General features: G+C 73.1%; 20 protein-coding genes. 10 read left to right on the forward strand and 10 right to left on the reverse strand.

The window, feature by feature from the left end; genetic code table 11:
• Window position 1: 1 nt before the first annotated feature.
• Window positions 2-430: a VOC family protein gene (locus tag ABTX62_RS15725; protein ID WP_352116685.1), complete on the reverse strand. Its 429-nt coding sequence runs from the start codon at window positions 428-430 to the stop codon at window positions 2-4.
• A gap of 105 nt (window positions 431-535) precedes the next feature.
• Here ABTX62_RS15725 and ABTX62_RS15730 point away from each other — a divergent pair, with 105 nt between their 5' ends.
• Both ABTX62_RS15730 and ABTX62_RS15735 read left to right on the forward strand, forming a co-directional pair.
• Window positions 536-1,444, forward strand: coding sequence for a pseudouridine-5'-phosphate glycosidase (locus tag ABTX62_RS15730; RefSeq protein ID WP_352116686.1), 909 nt, complete (start codon window positions 536-538; stop codon window positions 1,442-1,444).
• Window positions 1,441-2,406, forward strand: coding sequence for a carbohydrate kinase family protein (locus tag ABTX62_RS15735; protein WP_352116687.1), 966 nt, complete (start codon window positions 1,441-1,443; stop codon window positions 2,404-2,406). Before ABTX62_RS15730 ends, ABTX62_RS15735 begins: the two co-directional genes overlap by 4 nt.
• Window positions 2,407-2,490: 84 nt before the next feature.
• Here ABTX62_RS15735 and ABTX62_RS15740 read toward each other — a convergent pair whose 3' ends face one another.
• Window positions 2,491-3,282: a methyltransferase gene (locus ABTX62_RS15740; RefSeq protein ID WP_352116688.1), complete on the reverse strand. Its 792-nt coding sequence runs from the start codon at window positions 3,280-3,282 to the stop codon at window positions 2,491-2,493.
• Between the two features lie 292 nt (window positions 3,283-3,574).
• Between ABTX62_RS15740 and ABTX62_RS15745 the strand changes: the two genes are divergently transcribed.
• Window positions 3,575-4,702, forward strand: coding sequence for a magnesium and cobalt transport protein CorA (locus tag ABTX62_RS15745; RefSeq protein WP_352116689.1), 1,128 nt, complete (start codon window positions 3,575-3,577; stop codon window positions 4,700-4,702).
• Window positions 4,703-4,760: 58 nt separating this feature from the next.
• On the opposite strand, the gene ABTX62_RS15750 is transcribed toward ABTX62_RS15745, so the two are convergent.
• Both ABTX62_RS15750 and ABTX62_RS15755 read right to left on the reverse strand, forming a co-directional pair.
• Entirely contained in the window at window positions 4,761-5,189 is a 429-nt protein-coding gene (locus ABTX62_RS15750; protein ID WP_352116690.1) for a CBS domain-containing protein, read from the reverse strand.
• Window positions 5,190-5,433: 244 nt separating this feature from the next.
• Window positions 5,434-6,093, reverse strand: a complete 660-nt coding sequence (locus tag ABTX62_RS15755; RefSeq protein WP_352116691.1) for a nucleoside/nucleotide kinase family protein — start codon at window positions 6,091-6,093, stop codon at window positions 5,434-5,436.
• Window positions 6,094-6,225: 132 nt separating this feature from the next.
• Between ABTX62_RS15755 and ABTX62_RS15760 the strand changes: the two genes are divergently transcribed.
• The 3 genes from ABTX62_RS15760 to ABTX62_RS15770 all read left to right on the forward strand — a co-directional run bounded on the left by ABTX62_RS15760 (window position 6,226) and on the right by ABTX62_RS15770 (window position 9,311).
• Entirely contained in the window at window positions 6,226-6,924 is a 699-nt protein-coding gene (locus tag ABTX62_RS15760; protein WP_352116692.1) for a DUF2293 domain-containing protein, read from the forward strand.
• Between the two features lie 284 nt (window positions 6,925-7,208).
• The gene (locus ABTX62_RS15765; RefSeq protein ID WP_352116693.1) at window positions 7,209-7,688 is read left to right on the forward strand and encodes an anthrone oxygenase family protein; all 480 of its coding nucleotides are present in this window, start codon (window positions 7,209-7,211) and stop codon (window positions 7,686-7,688) included.
• A 132-nt stretch (window positions 7,689-7,820) separates the two neighbouring features.
• On the forward strand, window positions 7,821-9,311 hold the full coding sequence (locus ABTX62_RS15770; protein ID WP_352116694.1) for a glutamate synthase subunit beta: 1,491 nt from the start codon (window positions 7,821-7,823) through the stop codon (window positions 9,309-9,311).
• 121 nt (window positions 9,312-9,432) lie between these two features.
• Here ABTX62_RS15770 and ABTX62_RS15775 read toward each other — a convergent pair whose 3' ends face one another.
• The gene (locus ABTX62_RS15775; RefSeq protein WP_352116695.1) at window positions 9,433-9,918 is read right to left on the reverse strand and encodes a carboxymuconolactone decarboxylase family protein; all 486 of its coding nucleotides are present in this window, start codon (window positions 9,916-9,918) and stop codon (window positions 9,433-9,435) included.
• A 47-nt stretch (window positions 9,919-9,965) separates the two neighbouring features.
• Between ABTX62_RS15775 and pdxR the strand changes: the two genes are divergently transcribed.
• A complete protein-coding gene (gene pdxR / locus ABTX62_RS15780; protein WP_352116696.1) occupies window positions 9,966-11,378 on the forward strand; it encodes a MocR-like pyridoxine biosynthesis transcription factor PdxR in 1,413 nt (470 codons plus the stop codon).
• 187 nt (window positions 11,379-11,565) lie between these two features.
• On the opposite strand, the gene ABTX62_RS15785 is transcribed toward pdxR, so the two are convergent.
• The 3 genes from ABTX62_RS15785 to ABTX62_RS15795 all read right to left on the reverse strand — a co-directional run bounded on the left by ABTX62_RS15785 (window position 11,566) and on the right by ABTX62_RS15795 (window position 13,612).
• Window positions 11,566-12,378: an SAM-dependent methyltransferase gene (locus ABTX62_RS15785; protein ID WP_352116697.1), complete on the reverse strand. Its 813-nt coding sequence runs from the start codon at window positions 12,376-12,378 to the stop codon at window positions 11,566-11,568.
• Between the two features lie 118 nt (window positions 12,379-12,496).
• Window positions 12,497-12,751 (reverse strand): DUF397 domain-containing protein, encoded by a 255-nt coding sequence (locus tag ABTX62_RS15790; RefSeq protein ID WP_283969783.1) that lies wholly within the window; start codon window positions 12,749-12,751, stop codon window positions 12,497-12,499.
• Window positions 12,752-13,612, reverse strand: coding sequence for a Sco1979 family transcriptional regulator (locus ABTX62_RS15795; RefSeq protein ID WP_352116698.1), 861 nt, complete (start codon window positions 13,610-13,612; stop codon window positions 12,752-12,754).
• Window positions 13,613-13,828: 216 nt separating this feature from the next.
• On the opposite strand from ABTX62_RS15795, the gene ABTX62_RS15800 reads away from it, so the two are divergent.
• The 3 genes from ABTX62_RS15800 to ABTX62_RS15810 all read left to right on the forward strand — a co-directional run bounded on the left by ABTX62_RS15800 (window position 13,829) and on the right by ABTX62_RS15810 (window position 17,087).
• Window positions 13,829-14,518 (forward strand): ATP-binding protein, encoded by a 690-nt coding sequence (locus tag ABTX62_RS15800; RefSeq protein ID WP_502997959.1) that lies wholly within the window; start codon window positions 13,829-13,831, stop codon window positions 14,516-14,518.
• Window positions 14,515-14,949 carry a hypothetical protein gene (locus ABTX62_RS15805; RefSeq protein ID WP_352116700.1) on the forward strand — a complete coding sequence of 145 codons (435 nt, stop codon included), beginning with the start codon at window positions 14,515-14,517 and terminating at the stop codon, window positions 14,947-14,949. Before ABTX62_RS15800 ends, ABTX62_RS15805 begins: the two co-directional genes overlap by 4 nt.
• Before the next feature lie 182 nt (window positions 14,950-15,131).
• Entirely contained in the window at window positions 15,132-17,087 is a 1,956-nt protein-coding gene (locus tag ABTX62_RS15810) for an ABC transporter ATP-binding protein (RefSeq protein ID WP_352116701.1), read from the forward strand.
• Window positions 17,088-17,096: 9 nt separating this feature from the next.
• Here ABTX62_RS15810 and ABTX62_RS15815 read toward each other — a convergent pair whose 3' ends face one another.
• Together ABTX62_RS15815 and ABTX62_RS15825 are read right to left on the reverse strand one after the other, a co-directional pair.
• Window positions 17,097-17,279: a DUF8839 family protein gene (locus ABTX62_RS15815; protein WP_184912631.1), complete on the reverse strand. Its 183-nt coding sequence runs from the start codon at window positions 17,277-17,279 to the stop codon at window positions 17,097-17,099.
• Window positions 17,280-18,196: 917 nt separating this feature from the next.
• Complete coding sequence (locus tag ABTX62_RS15825; protein WP_352116702.1) at window positions 18,197-20,080, reverse strand: FUSC family protein; 1,884 nt, start codon at window positions 20,078-20,080, stop codon at window positions 18,197-18,199.
• Window positions 20,081-20,100: the final 20 nt, after the last annotated feature.

Consider the following 20,100-nt stretch of genomic DNA (forward strand, 5'->3'; position numbering starts at 1 on the left):
GTCAGTCGTAGTGCCGGGCCTCGAAGACGTTGCCGTCCGGGTCGCGGAAGTAGAAGCTGCGGGTGGCCGCGCCGCGGGCTCCGAAGGCGTCATGGGAGAGGTCCGACATCGGTACGGAGCGTTCTTCCAGGCGGCCGAGGAGGGCGTCGAAGCCGCCGCGGGACAGCGACAGGCAGACGTGGTTCACCGGGTGCCCCGCGCTGTCGGCCGAGCCGGGCAGCATCGTCATGCGCTCGGCGTAGGTCAGCGGCATGAGGTCCAGGAGGGTCTCGTCGTTGACGCGCACGGACGGGAAAGGTGCCTCGCCCGCGGCGAACTCCGCGACTCTGACCGCCTCCAGGCCGACGGCCTTCGTGTAGAAGTCGGCGGCGGCGAGCGGGTCGCGCACCCAGAGGACGACGTGGTCGAGACGTGGCGTGTGGTCCGTCATGCACCCCAGGCTCGTGACGACTCCGGCGGCCCGCAAGGGTTTGGCCCGGCGCGCCGCCCGCCAGAGATGAGGAAAGACGACTGACCGAGGGCAGGAGGCGGGCGCGTGGTGCTGGTGGTGTCCGAAGAAGTGCGGGAGGCGATCGACGCGCGCCGGCCCGTCGTGGCCCTGGAGTCCACGATCATCGCCCACGGGCTGCCGCGCCCGAGCAACCTCCAGGTGGCTCTGGAGCTGGAGACGGCCGTACGGCAGGAGGGGGCGGTGCCCGCCACGATCGCGGTACTGGACGGGCGGCCGCACGTCGGCCTGGACAAGGAGCAGCTGGAACGGGTCGCGAACGAGGACGGGATCCGCAAACTGGGCCACCGTGACCTGTCGCTCGCGGTGGCGTCCGGGGCGAGCGGGGCGACCACGGTGTCGGCGACCGCGCTGCTCGCGGCGCGGGCGGGTGTACGGGTCTTCGCGACGGGTGGACTCGGCGGGGTGCACCGGGAATGGACGGTGACGCAGGACGAGTCGGCCGATCTGGGGCTGCTGGCGCGCACGCGCATCACGGTGGTGTGTGCCGGGGTGAAGTCGATCCTGGACGTGCCGGCGACCCTGCAGCGGCTGGAGACGCTGGGTGTCGCCGTGGCCGGTTACGGCACCGGCCGGTTCCCCGGCTTCTACCTCTCCGACTCGGGGCACGCCGTGGACTGGACGCTGGGGACGCCGGAGGAGGTGGCGGGCGTGATGCGGGCGCAGGACACGCTCGACGGGCCGCGGTCGGCGCTGATCGTCGCCAACCCCGTCCCCGAGGAGGAGCAGCTCGATCCGGACCTGCACGCACGCGTGCTGGCGGACGCGCTGCGGGCGTGTGCGGAGGAGGGGATCACCGGCCAGGCGGTCACGCCGTTCCTGCTCGATCATCTGGTGCGGCACACGGACGGCGCCTCCCTGAGCGCCAACCTCGCGGCGGTGCGCGGCAACGTACGCCTGGCGGCACGGATCGCGGCGGCCTGGACCCGGGGATGACGAGGGCCGGCGGCGCGGGGCCGGGAGTGGAACCGGGCTCCGGGGTCGCGGGCTCGGCGGCGGGGCGTGGGCTGCTGGTCGTCGGGGATGTCATCACCGATGTCGTCGCGCGCTACCGAGGGCCCCTCGCGGCCGGTACGGACACGCCTGCCTCGATCCGGACGGTGGCGGGCGGGGCGGGGGCGAACGTCGCCTGCTGGGCGGCTCACCGGGGAGCGCCGGACGTGCGGCTGCTCGGGCGTGTGGGAGCGGAGGCGGCCGGCTGGCACGAGCGGGAGCTCGTCGCCCAGGGCGTGCGTCCGCGGCTTGTCGTGGACCCGCTGGTGCCGACCGGCACGGTGGTCTGCATGGTCGACGGGGGCGCTTCGGCGGAGCGGACGTTCCTCACGGACAGCGGCGCGTCGTTGCGGCTCGAACCCGCCGACTGGTCGGACGCGCTGCTCGACGGAGTGGCCCGGCTGCACCTGTCGGGCTACCTCCTGTTCTCCGAGCCGAGCAGGGCCCTGGTGACCGTGGCCCTGGAAGCCGCACGCGCGCGTGGCGTACCGGTGAGCCTGGACCCGGCATCGGCCGGCTTCCTCGCGGAGCTGGGGGCGGAGCGGTTCCTGGCGCTCGTCGACGGAGTGGACGTCCTGCTGCCCAGCCGGGACGAGGCGCGCCTGCTGGCGGGGCCGGCGGACGCGGCCGAGGCGGCGGCCGAGCTGAGCCTGCGCGTGCCGCTGGTCGTCGTCAAGCAGGGTCATGAGGGGGCCGTCGTGGCTCGCGCCGGCAAAGTGTGCGCTCGTGTTCCGGCCGCGCCGGCGACAGCACGGGACACGACCGGTGCCGGTGACGCCTTCACCGGCGCGTTCCTCGCCGCCCTGCTCGCGGGTGCCGGGCCGGAGGACGCCGCGGCGGAGGGCTGCCGGGTGGGTGCGCGAGCGGTGGAGAAGGTGGGCGGCAGACCGCCCCTGCCGAGCTGACGAACCTGGCCGGGCCTGCGGGCCCCGCCCCCTTCGTGCCTCGCCCCGTTCCCACCGCGCGGCACGCCCCCTCGGCACCGCCGCCTACCGCTTGCGCCCCCACGCCGAGATCATCGGGGCCGTCGTCAGATCGAGCGCACCCGACGTGACGTTCCCGAGATGCCGGTCGATGTCCTGGTCCGTGGCGAGGCCCGCGCCGACGAGCTGGTCGCGGACCTGGCGGATCGTGACGGACTCCAGGGCTGCGCAGGCCGGCGACGTGAGGGGAAAGTAGGCGTCGGCCTGGACCCGGGTCAGTCCGGCCTCCCGGAGCAGTCGCGGCAGCGTGCGGCCGCAGGGGAGGTCGGTCCTGCGGTCGGCGAGCAGTGTGCGGAAACCCTGCCGCAGCCGGTTCGCGAGCTGCTGCTCGGGGCCGTACTCGTCGGGGCAGAGCAGGGGTTGCAAAGCGGGGTCGGCGTCCTCGACCAGGAGGCGTCCGCCGGGGCGCAGGGACATGACCATGGAGCGCAGCGCCTGTTGCCGGTCGGTCACATGGACGAGAGCGAGGCGGGCGTGCACGAGGTCGAAGCCCTCCCCCGGGGGTTCCGGCGAGCCGAGCTCGTGGGCCCGCACCTCGACGGGTGGCCGGGCGGCGGAGGCGAGCCGTGAGGTGTCGGTGTCGGTCGCGACGACACGTCCGGTCGGACCGACCTTCTTGGCCAGCCAGGACACCACGGTGGTGTCGGCGCCGACCTCCCAGCACCGCCAGCCGGATCCGACGCCGAGCTCTTCGAGGTGCCGGAACGTCGTGGGGTCGAAGAGGGCGGCGAAGGCGCTGAAGTGCTCGGCCGCCTGGGTCTGCCGGTTGTCGAGGAGATGCCCATCGGTTCGCGTCATGCCTCGATCATCCCAGTTGTCTGACTTATCCGTAATCGTCGACGCTCCGGCGCGTAGTACCGCGTCGGACGCCGCCGCACGCCGGAACCGTTCGGCGCGGCACACCAGAACCGTTCGGCGCGAGCATGCGTCGATGCGTCAGGACCACGGCGTCGGCTCGTCGTTCGTCCACAGCCGGGAACCAAGCGGAATGGGTCGTATCCACAGGCTCACCCGCAGCTCACACAGGCCTGGCAGACTGACGCGCCAAGGCGCAGGAACGGCGCGAGATGTTCCACGCGAGGAGATCCGGATGTCCATGGCAGGGAATCTGCGGAAGGTGACGAGCCTCGGCGGGGTCGGCGGCCTGCGCAGAGTGGCCCGGCTGGCCCGACGGCGTCCGCGTGTCGACCTGAGTCACCCGGCCCGGTCTCCGCTGGGCTCCTCTGTGGTGAACTGCGTGACGTACCAAGACGGCGTGCGCACCGACGCGCGCGGTGACCTGGTGGACGCCGTGGAGCGGGTGCGCAGGAGCCGGGACGGCTTCGTCTGGCTCGGTCTGCACGAGCCCACGGACAGCGAGTTCGCGGGCATCGCCGAGCTCTTCGACCTGCACCCGCTGGCCGTCGAGGACGCGATCGAGGCCCACCAGCGCCCCAAGCTGGAACGCTACGGCGAGACACTCTTCGCGGTGTTCAAGACGGTCTGCTACGTCGAGCACGAGGAACTCACGGCCACCAGCGAGGTGGTGAACACCGGCGAGATCATGGTGTTCGTCGGCGCGGACTTCGTGGTCACGGTGCGACACGGCCGGCACGGTTCGCTGGGACCGCTGCGCGAGGAGCTGGAGTCCGACCCGGGTCAGCTCGCCAAGGGCCCGTCGGCGGTGCTGCACGCGATCGCGGACCACGTGGTCGACGACTACCTGACGGTCACGGACTCGGTGCACGCGGACATCGACCACGTCGAGACGGACGTGTTCTCGGAGGCCGGCGCGCGGGCCGACCCCGGGCGCATCTACCAGCTCAAGCGCGAACTGCTGGAACTGAAGCGGGCGGTGGTGCCACTCAGCAGGCCGCTGGAGGATCTCGCCACCCGGCCGATCCGCGTGGTGGACCCGGAGATACAGGCGTACTTCCGCGACGTCTCGGACCATCTGCTGCGGGCGAAGGAGCAGATCGCGGCCTTCGACGAACTGCTCAACTCCATTCTCCAGGCGCACCTCGCGCAGGTCACGGTCGCGCAGAACGAGGACATGCGGAAGATCACGGCATGGGCCGCGATCATCGCCGTGCCGACGATGGTGTGCGGCGTGTACGGCATGAACTTCGAACACATGCCGGAGCTGCAGTGGCGGTACGGCTACGGCATGGTCATCGGCGTGATATCCGCCGCGTGTCTCGCCCTGTACCGGGGGTTCCGGCGCAGCGGCTGGCTCTGAACCGGCCCCGTGACCCCCGGAGGGCCTGCCTGAACCCCCCGGGGGGTGAACGTCGGGGTCAGTGCGACGCGGTCGTGGCGTAGACACCCTCCGCCCACGAGGCGATCTGGTCCTGCGCGAGGTGCCGGACCAGGTCGGCTTCGCTGATCATGCCGACCAGGCGCTTGTCCTGGATCACCGGCAGTCGGCGGATCTGGTGCTCCCGCATCTCGCGGAGCACGTCGCCGACATCGGCGTCCGCGGCGATCCAGCGGGGCGTGCCCTTCGCCATGTCGCCCGCGGTGACCCTGGCGGGGTCGTGACCCATGGCGACGCAGCCGACGACGATGTCGCGGTCGGTGAGGATGCCGCAGAGCCGCTCGTTCTCGTCGCTGATGGGCAGGGCGCCGACGTTCAGCTCGCGCATGAGCTGGGCGGCGCGGTCGAGGGTTTCGTGCGCGGGGATCCACTGGGCGCCGCGGTGCATGATGTCTCCGGCGGTGGTCATGGAGTACCTCCCGGTGCCGGACGGCCGGCGCGGCGCCGGACGCGCCGCGAGTCCCGGCGCCCTTCATTCTCGCCGGGCCACCGGGCGCCCGCACACGGAGCCCGGCCCCACGGCCCGGTTCCTGGCCCTGCCGCCTCAGCGCCGCCGCCCGGTGCCGACCTCTGCCGCCTCCGCCGGATATCGGGCCCCGGCGCCACCTCGTCCGCCGCCACCGCACCCGGGCGCCGGCACCCCGGCTCCTGGCTCAGCCGCTCCGACCACTCCGGCCGCTCCGACCGCTCCAGGCGGGGTGGCGGGGGTCATCGGCCCGCACCAGGACATCGGCCGTGGCCACCGGGTCGGTCTCCTGCTCGTAGCGCTCGAACGCCGGGAGGGTCCAGTGCTCGGTCCCGGGTGTGCGACGGCGCAGGGCGCCCGGTGAGAGGAGGACATGGACGCTCAGATCGAAGGGGAACCAGTGCCGGAGGAGGAAGGGTCCGTGCAGCAACAGCACACCGCCGGGCGGGAGTTCGGCGTAGGGACTGCGGGTGGCTCGGTCGGCGGCGGGGTCCCACAGGTCGGGCAGGACGCGCCCGTCGCCGCCGGCTTCGAGCGGACCGAACACCTCACGCCACAGGGCGCCGGTGTCGTACCAGCCGCTGTAGTAGGCCTCGACGTCCTGATGGCCGTACTCCAGCCGTACCGAGGCGGGCCGCAGGAAGCCCTCCGTGCCCACCACGAGCGAGGAACGGCCGCGGACGCGCAGCGCCTCGGAGATCCGGTCGGCGAGGTCTCCCGGGCCGGCTGCCGGGGCGCCGTCGAGAGCGATGCGAAGCCAGGGAGAGCCGTCGGCGGGCTTCAGATCGAGGAGACGCTCGGCGAGCAGGTCGCCGAGCCGTTCCCAGGTGATCGCTTCGAGTCGCACATGACCCATGATGCGTCAGCCCACCGCGGGAAGCGTCCGGCCCTGAGGCGCCGCGCGGGGACGGTGCCCGGATCGCCAGGATCTGTGGCGGGCTGCGCAGTTCACGCCTCCGTCAGCGGGAATGAACCCTCTATGGTCCCCCGCGCGACGCTCCAGCCCTTCACCGGACTTCTCGCCTTCCAGCCCCTCAAGCGGCGCTACTGCGCCGAGTGCCGGCGGGGGCCGTTGCCGCTGCTCGTCCTCGAGGACGGCGCCCCGCGCTGTCTCGACTGTGCCGACCTCGGGCATCTGGTGTTCCTGCCCAGCGGTGACACCGCGCTCACCCGCAGATCGCGGGAGGAGAGCACGCTGTCGGCGGTGGTCGTGCGGTTCAACCGGCGAAAGGGCCGGTACGAGCGGCAGGGCGTGCTGGTCGAGGACGCGGCACTGGCCAGGGCGGAGCAGCGGTGTCTGGCGGACGCCGAGGCGAGACGACGGCGCCGGGTGCGGGACGCGCGGCGGCGAGCGGCTCAGGACGCCCTGTTCGCCGAGGCGTTCGCGACCGAGATCCTGCTGCTGTTTCCCGGGTGTCCGGCCGATCGGGCACGGGCCATCGCCCTGCACGCCTCGGAGCGGGGCAGCGGGCGGGTCGGCCGCAGCGCGGCGGGGCGTGCACTGACGGAGTCCGCGGTGACCTCGGCGGTCGTGGCGTCCGTACGGCATCTGGACACGCCGTACGACCGGCTGCTGATGAGCGGGGTGCCGAGACACGAGGCCCGGCGGCGGATCGCGGCGGCGGTGGCGACGGTAATGAGGGGATGGACGGAGGCACGGCTCGGTTCCGCGGGGTGACACAAGAGCGCCGGGGCTCTGAGCCGTCATGTCGTCGGCCGTCGTGCACGTCGGCCGTCGGCCGTGGTTTCGTCATGCCGTGGTGCCGTCGGCCGTCATGACGGCCTGACGTGGTCCCATGGTGCCGTCGGCCGTCATGACGTCGACGCGGGCGTTTCGGCGGGCCGTGGACGTTCGCTTATGGCGTCGCGCCGCTCGGCCATGGTCACCGCGCCTGTTCGGGAATTCACTGGGGTCGAGGAAGGGGTGCCGGACGGTGTTCCGGCGCGACGGGCGGGAGAGAGATGATCGACGGACCGTACTTCGTGCTCACGGTGCTGGGTGTGCTCGGGACCGGCCTGGTGGCCGGGGTGTTCTGTGGGTTCTCGACCTTCGTCATGCGCGGCCTCGGCATGCTGCCGCCCGCGCAGGGGGTCGCCGCGATGAACGCGATCAACGTGGCGGCGGTGAAGCCTCCGTTCATGATCGTGTTCCTGGGTTCGGCCGTGCTGTGTGCGGTGATCGCGGTGGTGACGTTCGTGCTGTGGCCGGAGGAGGGGACGGTGGAGCTGCTGGTGGGCAGCGCGCTGTACCTGTTCGGCACGTTCGGGCCGACCATGGTCGCGAACGTGCCGCGCAACGACGCGCTGGCCGGTCTGGAGCCGGGCACACCGGAGGCGGCGGCGTACTGGCCGGTGTATGTGCGCGAGTGGACGCTGTGGAACCACGTCCGCACGGCGGCCTCGGCCGGAGCGGCACTGGCGTACGTGCTGGCGCTCACCTGACACCCGCGCCCGGGGGCGACAGGCATCGGCCGGGAGGCGGACGTATCGTGGCGAGAAGGAGTGCCGCCAGAGTGGGACCAGTGCCGCCCCACGACGCACGGCCTGTCTCACGCGCACGCAAGGAAGACGGCCATGGCCGATCCCAAGGGTTTCATGACCACGCCCCGCCAGGACTGGCCGCGCAGGCCGGTCGAGGAACGGGCGCGCGACTGGGACGAGGTTCATGTCCCCGGGGCGCTGCTGCCGATCATCAGCAAGCAGGCCGACCGGTGCATGGACTGCGGCATTCCCTTCTGTCACGACGCCTGCCCGCTGGGCAATCTGATCCCGGAATGGAACGACCTGGTGTCCCGGGAGGACTGGCGGGGGGCCGCCGACCGGCTGCACGCCACCAACAACTTCCCGGAGTTCACCGGCCGGTTGTGCCCCGCTCCGTGCGAGGCGGGCTGTGTGCTGGCGATCAACCAGCCGGCCGTCACCATCAAGAACGTGGAGTGCGCTATCGCCGACCGTGTCTGGGAGGAGGGCTTCGCGCCGCCGAGGCCGCCGGAGCGGCTGTCCGGCAGGACGGTCGCGGTGATCGGTTCGGGACCGACCGGGCTGGCCGCGGCCCAGCAGCTGACCCGGGCCGGACACACGGTCGCCGTGTACGAGAGGGACGACCGGCTCGGCGGGCTGATGCGGTACGGCATCCCGGCGTTCAAGATGGAGAAGCACCATCTGGAGCGGCGGCTGGAGCAGATGCGGGCCGAGGGGACGAAGTTCCGGACGTCGACGGCGGTCGGCCCGGACGTCGGGGCCGACGAGCTGCGCTCCCGCTACGACGCCGTGGTGCTCGCCACCGGGGCGACCGCCTGGCGTGAGCTCCCGGTGCCGGGACGCGAGCTGACGGGCATTCACCAGGCGATGGAGTACCTGCCGTTGGCCAACCGGGTGTGCGAGGGCGATCTGGAGACGTCGCCGCTGTCGGCCGCCGCACAGCACGTCGTCATCGTCGGTGGCGGCGACACCGGGGCGGACTGTCTGGGGACGGCCGTCCGGGAGGGTGCCGCGTCCGTGACCCAGTTGGACATCTACGCACTGCCGGACACGGTGCGCGACGAGGACACCGAGCCGTGGCCGACCTACCCGATGCGGGTCTATCGACTGTCCGCCGCCCACGAAGAGGCCCGAGACCTGCGCACCGCCCCGGTGGCGGACGCGGACGCACGCCTGTTCGCGGCCTCCACGCTGCGCTTCGACGGTGACGCGCAGGGGCGGGTGCGGTCGCTGCACCTGGTCGAGGTGGACGCGCGGCGCCGCCCCGTGGGAGGCACCGGGCGCACACTCCCCGCCGACCTCGTGCTGCTCGCCCTCGGTTTCTCCGGGCCGGACCGGGAGGACGGGCTCGTCGATCAGCTGGGGCTGGAGATGGAGCCCCGCGGGACGATCGCGCGGGACGCCGCTTTCGCCACGAACGTGCCCGGGGTGTTCGCCGCGGGGGACGCGGCCCGGGGGCAGTCGCTGATCGTGTGGGCGATCGCCGAGGGGCGGGCGGTGGCGGCAGCCGTCGACCGTCATCTGACGGGCAGTTCGCGGTTGCCGGCACCGATCGGGCCGTACGACCGGCCCAGGGCGGTGTAGACCGCCGGCCCGCTCGACCACGCCGCCCACCTGCCCGCCCGAAAGACGACCACCGCCCGCCCGAACGAGCGATCACCGCCCACCCCGAACGAACGGCCACCGCCCACCCGCGGGACGACGATCACCGCTCGTCCGTCCCCGCCACCTTCCCTGTCGACAGCGCCACCCGGTTCCACGTGTTGATCGTGCAGATCAGGGCGAGCACCTGGGCCAGTTCGCGGTCGTCGAAGTGTGCGGCGGCCTGCGCGTAGACGTCGTCCGGGACTCCGGCGTCGGAGACGAGGGTCATCGCGTCCGTGAGGGCGAGGGCCGCCTGCTCCCGCTCGGTGAAGAAGGGGCGGGCCTCGCGCCACACGGCGACCATGTGGAGGCGGTCCTCGCTCTCACCTGCCTTGCGGGCGTCGTTGGTGTGCATGTGCAGGCAGTACGCGCAGTGGTTGAGATGCGAGGAGCGGATCTGGATCAGCTCGACGAGGGCCGGGTCGAGGCCCTCACGGGCGGCGGCGTCGAAGGCGATGAGGGCCCGGAAGGCCTTCGGGGCGGACGTGCCGAAGTCCAGCCGCTTCGGGGCCGGACGGGTGCGGTGCGTGCTCGTGTTCGTCGTCATGCCCTCGAATCTACGAGCAGGAAAGACCCGCTGTAGAGTGCATTTTCATGGCATCATCGTGGGTCAATTCCGCGCAGCGGATCGGGTCCGACCTGCATCTGGAGCTGACCGGGCCGGGCGGCCGGCGGGCGGCGCTGACCCGGGCCCTGCGGGAGGCCGTGCGCAGCGGGCGGCTCGCTCCGGGCACGCGGTTGCCCCCGTACCGCTCGCTCGCGGCAGACCTCGGCGTCGCCCGCAACACGGTGGCGGACGCGTACGCGGAGCTCGTCGCGGAGGGCTGGCTCACCGCACGGCAGGGCTCGGGGACCCGGGTCGCGGAGCGGGCGGAGCCGCTGCCGCCCGCCGCGCGCGTGCCCAAGAAGGCACCGCCACGCGCACGTGGTCCCCGGCACGACCTCGCCCAGGGCACACCGGACGCCTCGGCATTCCCGCGCACCGCCTGGCTGGCCTCCTACCGGCGGGCCCTCCAGCAGGCACCCAACGAGGTGTTCGGTCCGGGTGACCCCGCCGGCCGGCCGGAACTGCGCCAGGCACTCGCGGAGTATTTGGCACGCGCGCGTGGGGTGCGGACCGAGCCGGGCCGGATCGTGATCTGCTCCGGCTTCGCGCACGCGTTGCGGCTGTTGTTCGGAGGCGGTGTTCTGCGCGGGCCGCTGGCGGTGGAGGCGTACGGGCTCGGGTTCCACCGGGAGGTCCTGGCCGCCACCGGCGTGCGCACCGTGCCGCTCCCCCTCGACGAACACGGCGCGCGCGTCGACCGGTTGGGGCGGGAGCGGGCGGCGCTGCTCACGCCGGCGCACCAGTTCCCGACCGGCGGCCCGCTGCATCCGGCGCGCCGGGCCGCCGTGATCGACTGGGCCTGCGCGCATGACGGACTGGTCCTGGAGGACGACTACGACGGGGAGTTCCGCTACGACCGCAAGCCGGTGGGTGCCGTCCAGGGGCTCGACCCCGAGCGGGTGATTCACATCGGCTCGGTCAGCAAGAGCCTCTCGCCGGCGGTGCGACTGGGCTGGATGGTGCTGCCGGAGCGGTATACGGGCGCCGTCGTGGCCGCCAAGGGGGAGCGCGAGGCGTGGGCGAGCGTCCTCGACCAGTTGAGTCTGGCGGACTTCATCGCCTCGGGGTCGTACGACCGGCATGTACGCCGGATGCGGCTGCGGTACCGCAGCCGCCGGGACCGGCTGGTCGCGGCGCTCGCCGAACACGCGCCGCACATCGAGGTCACCGGCATCGCGGCCGGGCTGCACGCGGTGCTGCGGCTGCCGCCCGGCACCGAGGTGTCCGCGGTCAAGGCCGCCGCGTGGCAGGGCATCGCCCTCGACGGCCTCGCCGCGTTCCGGCACCCGGAGACGGACATGCCGGCGGGCGACGGTCTCGTCGTGGGGTACGCCACCCCCTCCGAGCACGCCTACGGGCCGGCCCTGGAGGCACTGTGCGGTGCGCTGCCACCTCCATGACCGGCCCGAAGCGGAACAGGGGGCCCGGGGTAACCACAGGCCCGCCCTCCCGCTTCCATGACCGGCTCGAAGCGGAACCCGAGAGCCCGGGAACCAGCGGCCCGCGCCGCCGCCTCCACGACCGGCCCGAAGCGGAACCCGGGGCCCGGGAAACCAGCGGCCCGCGCCCCGCCCAACCCCGAGGTGCTCAGGCCTTGCGTGCCACCGCCCCGTACCCCGGGATCACCCCGTCGCCCTGCCCGGGCACTGGCTCGCCGAGCTCGGGGTGCCAGCGGTGAGGGACCTCGACGCCGGGTTCGACGAGGTCGAGGCCGTCGAAGAAGCGGGTGAACTCCTCGCGGGAGCGCAGGGCCAGGGTGACCCCGGCGGCCCGCAGCTTCTCGGTGGCCGCCTTCGACTCCTCCGGGGTGAAGTCGGCGGTCGCGTGGGTCATCACCAGGTAGCTGCCGGAGGGCAGTTCGGCGACCAGCCGGCGGACCAGGTCGTGGGCGCCGTCCTCGTCGGAGACGAAGTGCAGCAGCGCGACGAGCGACAGGGCGACGGGCCGGGTGAGGTCCAGGACCTTCCTCGCGCCCTCCAGGATGGCGTCCGGGTCGCGCACGTCGGCCTGGAGGTACTCGGTCACGCCCTCGTCCGTTCCGCGCAGCAGGGCCGCCGCGTGGGCCAGCACGATGGGGTCGTTGTCGCAGTACACGACCCTGGCCTCGGGGGCGGTCTCCTGGGCGATCTGGTGGAGGTTGGGTGCGGTCGGTATGCCGGTGCCGATGTCCAGGAACTGCCGGACACCGCTCTGGGCCAGCCAGCGCGTGGTGCGGTGCATGAACGCGCGGTTGACCCGTGCCATCACCGGCACCCTCGGGTCGAGGGTGAGCATCTGCCGGCCCATCTCCTCGTCGACCGGATAGTTGTCCTTGCCGCCGAGGTACCAGTCGTACATCCGCGCGGGATGGGGTCTGGTCGTGTCGATGTGGACGGCCGACGTGGGGTGCTGCCCGGTCATGTGGCACTCCGTAAGGCGCAGAGGGTGGTCAATCCGGCACCGGCGATTCAGTGACAACGCAAGGAACGTGAGGAAGTGAGGAAGGTGAGGAAGTCGAGCGACGGCAACGGCCATCACACTAGGACAGCAGGAAGTCCGCCGCCCCCGCCTTCGCTCCCTCGATGAAGGCCGTCATCTCGTCCGTGGTGTAGATCAGCGCGGGACCGTCCGGGTCGGTGGACTGGCGGAGGGCGATCCGGCCGTCGGCGAGTTTCATCGCCTCCAGGCAGTTCCCTCCGTTTCCGCCGCTCCACGGCTTGTGCCAGCCTTCGCTGCCCAAGTCACGCGCGGGCATGCCGTTGTAGACGTGTTTGCGCGGCTTGATGCGATCCATTCACAGCTCCTTGCGGAGGTCCCGGAGGATCTCCTTCGTGCGATGTGCCGTAGCGGCCTGCGCCGCCATGCGGTCCATGACCTCGAGGTGGGTCGCCACCTCGCTGCGCGCGTCGAGATAGACAGCGCCGGTCAGGTACTCGCTGTAGACCATGTCCGGCAGTTCGGGCACGGTGAATCGGAACAGCACGAACGGCCCGTAGGTGCCCGGGTGCGGTCCATTGGCGAACGGGGCGACCTGCAGCGTCACGTTGGGCAGTTTCGTGGCGTCGAGCAGTTTGTCGATCTGGGCACGCATCACCTCCGGACCACCGGTCGGGCGCCGCAGCGCGGTCTCTTCCATCACGACCCACAGCCGGGGCGCGTCCTCGCGGGTGAGCAGGTCCTGGCGCCGCATCCGCAGGGCGACGTGGCCCTCGATGTCCTCGGGGCTGGTCTGGCCGATGGCGCCGGAGCGGAGCACCGCGCGCGCGTAGTCCTCGGTTTGGAGCAGTCCGGGGACGAAATGAGGCTCGTAGCTGCGGATGACGCCGGCGGCGCCCTCCAGGCTGACGTACATCGAGAACCAGCCGGGCAGGATGTCGTGGAAACGCTGCCACCAGCCGGGCGTGTTGGCGTCCTCGGCCAGCCGGACGAAGGCTTCGGCCTCCGCGCCGGAGATTCCGTATGCCTTGAGGAGCAGTTGCAGGTACGGGATTTTGAGCGCGACCTCGGCCATCTCCATACGGCGGACGGTGGCGGGAGCGACGCGCAGGATGCGCGCGGCCTCCTCGCGGTTCATCCCGGCGCGTTCCCTCAGGTCCAACAGGCGTCGGCCGAGTACGACCTGACCGACCGTCGGCGCGGACCGCGGTTCACTCACGCTCCACCTCCACGAAGAGTTCTGACGAGCCGGCCACAAAAGAACGCTGACAGCCCGGCGGCGCCATTCGAAAACCCTTTCGAAGAGCCGATCCGAACAGGCATCTCGAACGAATCTTCGATGGTCTCAATTGGCGCCGCGCGTGGTGCTGTTGCGAGCAGTGTGCCACGGCCTTCCAGACCGTCACACAGCACTCTGCAATTTTCAGAGTGACACTTGCCAAGTGTTCGCGCCGGGGCGATAGTGGCAGACGTGATTCCGTCCGCGCCCTTAGGAACAGATGCCGCCGCAAGCCCTCTCGGGCTTGGCGCCGCCACGGGAGAGGCCCCCCTCGGGGTCGCTGCCGAGCGCAGGTTCCGTTTCGAGCTGGCCGCACATCCGGGTTCTCCCGCCCAGGCCAGACGCCTGACGCAGGCCCGGCTCACCGGCTGGTCGGTGTGCGAGGACACGTGCGACAGCGCGGCCTTGGTGGTCTCCGAGCTGGTCACCAACGCCATCGTGCACACGGCGAGCACCCACATAGTGTGCGAGCTGCACGACGGCGACGACCTGGTGCGGATAGCCGTGCGGGACGAGGGCTGCGCCCCCGGCCAGCCCCACGCCGCCAGCCGGACCCGGCCCGAGGAGGAGCACGGGAGGGGACTGCTCCTCGTCGACGCCCTCTGCCATGCCTGGGGTGCCCACGAGGACGGCCCCGGGCTGCTGGTCTGGGCCGAGCTGCCGCGCACGGCCGACGCCCCGCCCGATCCGGCCGGCCCCCGCGGCGACCTGGGCTGGGGCACCCGCCCGAAGCGGGCCCCGTCCGACGACCCGGGCGACGGCGACGGCACCCACCAGACACGCCACCTGCGGGACGCCCCAGAGGTCCCCCCGCAGGGGCGCCACCGAGACCTGGGACGCACATGAGCCCCGCGCACGCGGGCCGCGTGCTGAACCTGGACACCCTGGTCCGCGTCGGGCGCGGACTGCGCCCGCCCGGCCCGGCCCTGCGCCTGCCCGTGCCCGACGGCATGACCGACCCGCTCGGCTGCGACGCGGTCGCGATCCCCGCCCACGTCGGCCCGCTGGTGATGCCCCGGCTGCCCCGCGTGGGCTGCGTCTACGCCGACGAGACGCACTGGTGGTGGCTGGTGCCGTCCGACTCCGACCACGCCCTTGAATGGCCCTCCCCGGCGCGCTACACCACCGGCGCGGTCGTCCCGGACCTGCTGGAGATCCCCGACCTGATCCACCGCCCCGACGGCACGCTTCCGTACACCCCGCCCATCCCCCTCTACCTTGCGCTGTGCCGTGCCACGGGGACGGCGCCGTCCTGGTCCCGCCCGGTCAGCGCGTAGCCGGGACCGGCAGACCGCTGCGCCGCACCACCCCGCACCTCCGCGCCGCCCCTCCGCCTCCCCGGGCGGGTCGTGCGCCCGCGCGCTTCCGGCGCCCCGGGGTGCGCCCTGCCCGGGCCCGGACCCGCCCCGCGATAGTGGGCCGCTCACGGGCTGGCACGAGGCGGGGAGGTCGGTCGACGGTGGGGAAGAAGCGGACCGCGCCGGAGGTGTCCGAGTCGGAGCGGCTGCTCTTCGGCGGGCCGCTGCGCTACGACATGGGCTGGAACCAGCACGCCGACGCGTTCCTGGAGCTGAACTTCCGTGCCATGATCACCCGGCTGCCGTCCCTGCTGGCGTCCAGCCTGCGGCTCGCGCGAGAGGCCGACCGGGGCGCCGCGCGGACCGTGCTGGCCGCCGAGGCGGGCCGGGGCGTGGCGCAGGCGGTGAGCCTGCTCGCGGTGAACAGCGTGCTGGCCCGGCTGATGGGCGGCGGCCCGATCGACGACCGGTTGCGCGGAGCCGTCCCCGCCCTGGTCACGGTGGCCGTCGTGATGTTTCTCGCGGCGCTGCTGCGAGCCGCGAGCACCTACGCCACCGGTCGGCTGGAGCCCAAGGTGGAGCGGGTGGCGACCGAGCGGTACCTGGAGCGGGCCGCGGCCGTGGAGCTGGCCGCGATCGAGGACCACGCCTTCCACAAACTGCTGGACACCGCGCAGTACGGCGCCGCCTCCGCCCGCCGGATGATCTCCTACGGCACCCGCGTGATCAACGCGATGATCTCGCTGGTCGCGGCGGCGGGTGTGCTGACCGTGCTGCACCCGGCCCTGCTGCCGCTGCTGGTCACGATGACCCTGCCGAGTGCCTGGAGCGCGCTGACCGTCGCCCGGCGGCGTTACGAGTCCTTCCACGCCTGGGTGCAACATGCCCGCGCGGGCCGGCTGCTCGGCAATCTGCTGATCGAGCCCGAGGCGGCCCCCGAGATCAGGGTGCACGGGGTGGGCTCCTTCCTGCTGCGGCACTTCCGCGCGATGTCGGAGACGGCCGAGACCGAGCAGGCGCGCCTCGCCGGGCTCGCGGCGCGCACGGGCCTGATCGCGGCGGCGTGGACGGGCCTGGCGACGGTGGCGACGTACGCGACGCTGGGCGGGCTGCTGCTGACGGGGTCGATGGCCCTGTCCGTCGCGGGTACGGCCGTGATCGCGATCCGGACCGGCTCGCAGAGCCTGGACACGCTCGTCGTGGAGGTCAACGCGCTGCACGAGGAGGCCCTCTTCGTCGGTGATCTGCATCGGCTGTACACCGAGGCGGACCAGTGGGCGATTCCGGCGGGCGGCGCGTCGCTGCCGGAGGATCCGCGCGAGATCCGCTTCGAGAACGTCACGTTCCGCTACCCGGGCGACTCGGCCCGGCCGGCGCTCGACGACGTGACGCTCAGCCTGCCGCTCGGCCGGATCGTGGCGCTGGTCGGTGAGAACGGTTCCGGCAAGACGACCCTGGTCAAGCTGCTGGCCGGGCTCTACACACCGGAGCGGGGCCGGATCCTGTGGGACGACGTGGACGCGGCGACCGCCGACCGGCACCGGCTGGCCGAGCGGATCGCGATGGTGGCGCAGGACTTCAAGCGCTGGCCGTTCACGGCCCGGGTGAACGTCGCCCTGGGGCGTGCCTCGGTGCCCGTGTGCGAGGACCGGCTGGCCGCGTCGGTCGCCGAGGCCGGGGCACAGGCCGTGATCGCGGACCTGCCGCGCGGACTGGACACGCTGCTCGCCCGCAATTTCAGCGGCGGGCACGAACTGTCGGGCGGTCAGTGGCAGCGGCTGGGCATCGCCCGGGCGGCCTACCGCAAGGGTCGCATCCTCATCGTGGACGAGCCCACGGCGGCCCTGGACGCCCGGGCCGAGCTGGAGGTCTTCGACCGGATCCGCGCCCTGGCCGACAGCGGCCAGACGGTCGTACTGATCACGCACCGGCTGGCGTCCGTACGGCACGCGGATCTGGTGCACGTCCTGGACCAGGGCCGGCTCGTGGAGTCAGGGACGCCGGACGAGCTGCTGGCCACGGGCGGGCTCTACGCCGAGCTGTACGCGCTCCAGGCGGAGCAGTTCGCCGCGTCGCCCGCGCCGGTCCCGAAGGTGCCGGCGCCGAAGGCGGGCTGAGGGCACACGTCAAGCGGTGGCGTCGGCCACGTCCCCGCTGCGCACGATCACCAGGAACATGTCCGTGGCGAGGTCCATGACGACCTCGGCGGGCAGGCCTTCCCGACGCCGCGCCTGCGCGAACTCCTCCGCAGGCCAGGAGCCACGCGGCCCACCGGCGGGAAAGCGTTCGAGCACCGTTCGCCCGTTCACCCTGCACCTCCATGTTGCGCTGTACTCGTAGAGTTAAACGCCAACCATGGGGTGAACGGCTCGCGAAGTGACGGTTCTGAGACGTAGTTGACACGCGTTCACCGCCAAGTGTGACCAAGCTCTCAGCCTCTTGGCGCATATGTTCACTTTCCGTATCAGTCGTCGCACTCGCCGTGATACCGGCTGTGCTCACTTCCCGCAGGCGCATCACCGGCCGACGCGCGCCCCTCGATCTCCTCGCACCCATCCTGCCGACCCAGCGCGGTGAGGTGTCACGAGCCGCGAGGCGGGAGATGCCCGATTTGATCCAGAAGGGTGGTGACCGGCGGAAGGATCGGCACTCACCGCCGCCCGGGAGATTTCCCGCGATGTCTTCGCGTGCCGTCGGTGTCGTAGTGCTGGACGCGCCGGCCGTGGCCCCGGTCGACGAGGGCGGGGACAGCCGCTCCTCCAGCTCCCGCACCACCGCCGCGACAGCGTGGGGTGCGAGCGCGGTGGTGATCCGGCCGTCGCCATGCTCCGGTGTGGGTACGGGTCGGCGGCTGGCACGTCACCGCTGCCGGAGCGATCCCGGCCCGGGTGCGGCGAACCCCAGACCGGGCCCGGGTGCGGCCCCCGGCCAGCGGGGCAGACTCCGGCCCGGGTGCGGCCCCCGGCCAGTGAGGCGGACTCCGGCCCGGGGGCGGCCACCGGCCAATGGGGCGGCCCCCAGCCCGGGAAACGGACCCCGGCCAGGGTGGCGAACCCCAGACCGGGCCCGGGGGCGGCCACCGGCCAGTGAGGCGGACTCCGGCCCGGGGGCGGCCACCGGCCAGTGGGGCGGCCCCGGGCCGGCGCGGGGAAGCGGACCCCGGCCCGGGTGGCGGACTCCGGCCCGAGGGGCCCCCGGCCCGGGGGCGGTCCCGCGGGCAGTCGCGCTATCCGGCGAGGGGCGGCCGTAGTCCCACCCGTTCTCCCGGACCGGCGAGTTCGGCGAGGACGGCCGTGAGGCGTTCCTTGTGGTGGGGCCCGATGCGACCCGTGTCGTCCAGGTGCACGGCACAGGCGGTCGTGGTGTCGACGAGGCGTTCGAGGAGGCGGGCGACCTCGTCCGCGCCCTCGGTGTGCCGGGCGAGTGCGGGGAGTTCGTGCGCGGCGAGGGAGATGGCCGATCGGGCCTCGGCGAGGGTGCGATAGGCCTCACGGCGCAGGGTCCAGCGGGTGGCGCGGTGGTCGGACGGGGTGCCCGAGGTCCCGATGCGCGGGGCGTCGGCCTCGTCGAGAACGTGCGTGAGGTAGGCGTAGGCGGCCTCGCTCGCCGTGCTGAGCCGGGCCCGCACTCCCCCGCCGCGCTGGCCGGGCATGGGCAGGTGCCCGGCGATCAGCACGATCGCGCAGGCCAGCAGCGTCTCGCCGATCCGGCCGGCGGAGGCCTGGGGCTCGCCGCCGACCATGACGAGCGCGAGGACGAGGACGGTGACGACGGCGGTCTGGGCGGCGAAGTGCCGGGTGGCGACGGGGATGAGCGCGCCGCTGAGGGCGACGAGCGCGATGAGCCCTTCCGGGCGGGGCAGGACGGCGGCGAACCCGGCGAAGAGCAGCGCCCCGAGGACGGTCCCGGCGGCCCGGTTCAGCACCCGCGAGGCCAGCGGCCCCAGGTCGGGCTTGACGAGGAACACGGCCGTGGCGGGCAGCCAGTACCAGTGCTCGTGCTGCCCGTACCACTGGCTCCGGTGCAGGGCCTGGGCGACCGCCGCGCTGGCCCCGAAGCAGAGGGCGACGCGCAGCCCGTACTCGCGTCCGGCACCGCCGAGGGCGGCGCGCAGCCGGTCCCCGGCGCTGCGGGGCCGGGTGTGCAGATCGCCGCCCTCGCCCTGGTCGAACACCTCTGCGGCGTGCAGGAGGGCGTCGTCGAGGGCGCGCAGGGCGGGCGCCGCGCGGGAGGGGGCGGGCAGCGGCCCGGTGTGGGTGTTGCCGCGCACGGCGGCGGCGAGCCGCCGGGGGCCTTCGGAGGCCCGCTCGGCGACGGTCTCCTCGGCCCAGGCGAGCGCGGTGGCGGCCTCGGCGAGGGGCAGGGCGGCGGCGTACTGCGCGTGCAGCCGCCGCTCGGTGGAGGAGGAGGCGTACCTCCGCAGCCGGGGCCCGGCGAGGGCGTCCTGGGCGTGGTCGAGGGCGGCGGTCAGCGCGGCCCGGCGGCGGATGGCGTCCGGCCCTCCGGCGGCGTCGAGCAGTTCGGCGACGGCCTCGTAGACACCGGCGACGGCCTCCCGCTCCCCGTCGAAGCGGAAGTCACCGGCCAGGGAGCCGGGCGTGGGCAGGACGAGCCGCAGCACGAGCAGCCATCCCGCTCCGGCGAGGTAGGCGAGCGCCCGCTCCCACCCGGGCTCCGGCAGGGGCATCCCGGCGCCGATGGCGGCGCCGACGAGCAGTTGTGTCCCGACGGCGGACGCCACGGGCCCGACGGCGCTCATCCCCCCGGCGACGAGCCCGACGGCGGTGAGCACCACGGTGAGCACGACCGCCCCGGTCCCCTGCCCGGTGTACGTCCCGATCACGACTCCTGCCGCACCGCCCAGGGCGGGTACTCCGATCCGCTTGACCGAGACGCGCCGGCTCCCGGGCCGGTCGTTGATGCCGGCGAGCATGGCGGCGACGGCGGCGACGACACCGAGGGAGACGAGGCCGGTCCGGACGGCCAGCAGCAGCAAGGGCCCGGCGGACAGGGCACCCCGCGTCACCGCGCTCCAGGGCACGGGCCCCCGCTGAGCGCGCAGGGCGTGCGCGAGCCAGGGCGGAAGGTGCGGGGTGACGCGGCGGGACACGGGGCTCCTGTCGTCTCGAC

Origin of the sequence: Streptomyces sp. NPDC096046 (assembly GCF_040303285.1) — a bacterium.
Lineage (GTDB): Bacteria > Actinomycetota > Actinomycetes > Streptomycetales > Streptomycetaceae > Streptomyces.

Coding starts and splice junctions, on each gene's coding strand:
- ABTX62_RS15725 (WP_352116685.1), bottom strand. CDS start 430: ATGACGGACCACACGCCACGTCTCGACCACGTCGTCCTCTGGGTGCGC.
- ABTX62_RS15735 (WP_352116687.1), top strand. CDS start 1,441: ATGACGAGGGCCGGCGGCGCGGGGCCGGGAGTGGAACCGGGCTCCGGG.
- ABTX62_RS15740 (WP_352116688.1), bottom strand. CDS start 3,282: ATGACGCGAACCGATGGGCATCTCCTCGACAACCGGCAGACCCAGGCG.
- ABTX62_RS15745 (WP_352116689.1), top strand. CDS start 3,575: ATGTCCATGGCAGGGAATCTGCGGAAGGTGACGAGCCTCGGCGGGGTC.
- ABTX62_RS15750 (WP_352116690.1), bottom strand. CDS start 5,189: ATGACCACCGCCGGAGACATCATGCACCGCGGCGCCCAGTGGATCCCC.
- ABTX62_RS15760 (WP_352116692.1), top strand. CDS start 6,226: ATGGTCCCCCGCGCGACGCTCCAGCCCTTCACCGGACTTCTCGCCTTC.
- ABTX62_RS15765 (WP_352116693.1), top strand. CDS start 7,209: ATGATCGACGGACCGTACTTCGTGCTCACGGTGCTGGGTGTGCTCGGG.
- ABTX62_RS15770 (WP_352116694.1), top strand. CDS start 7,821: ATGGCCGATCCCAAGGGTTTCATGACCACGCCCCGCCAGGACTGGCCG.
- ABTX62_RS15775 (WP_352116695.1), bottom strand. CDS start 9,918: ATGACGACGAACACGAGCACGCACCGCACCCGTCCGGCCCCGAAGCGG.
- pdxR (WP_352116696.1), top strand. CDS start 9,966: ATGGCATCATCGTGGGTCAATTCCGCGCAGCGGATCGGGTCCGACCTG.
- ABTX62_RS15785 (WP_352116697.1), bottom strand. CDS start 12,378: ATGACCGGGCAGCACCCCACGTCGGCCGTCCACATCGACACGACCAGA.
- ABTX62_RS15790 (WP_283969783.1), bottom strand. CDS start 12,751: ATGGATCGCATCAAGCCGCGCAAACACGTCTACAACGGCATGCCCGCG.
- ABTX62_RS15805 (WP_352116700.1), top strand. CDS start 14,515: ATGAGCCCCGCGCACGCGGGCCGCGTGCTGAACCTGGACACCCTGGTC.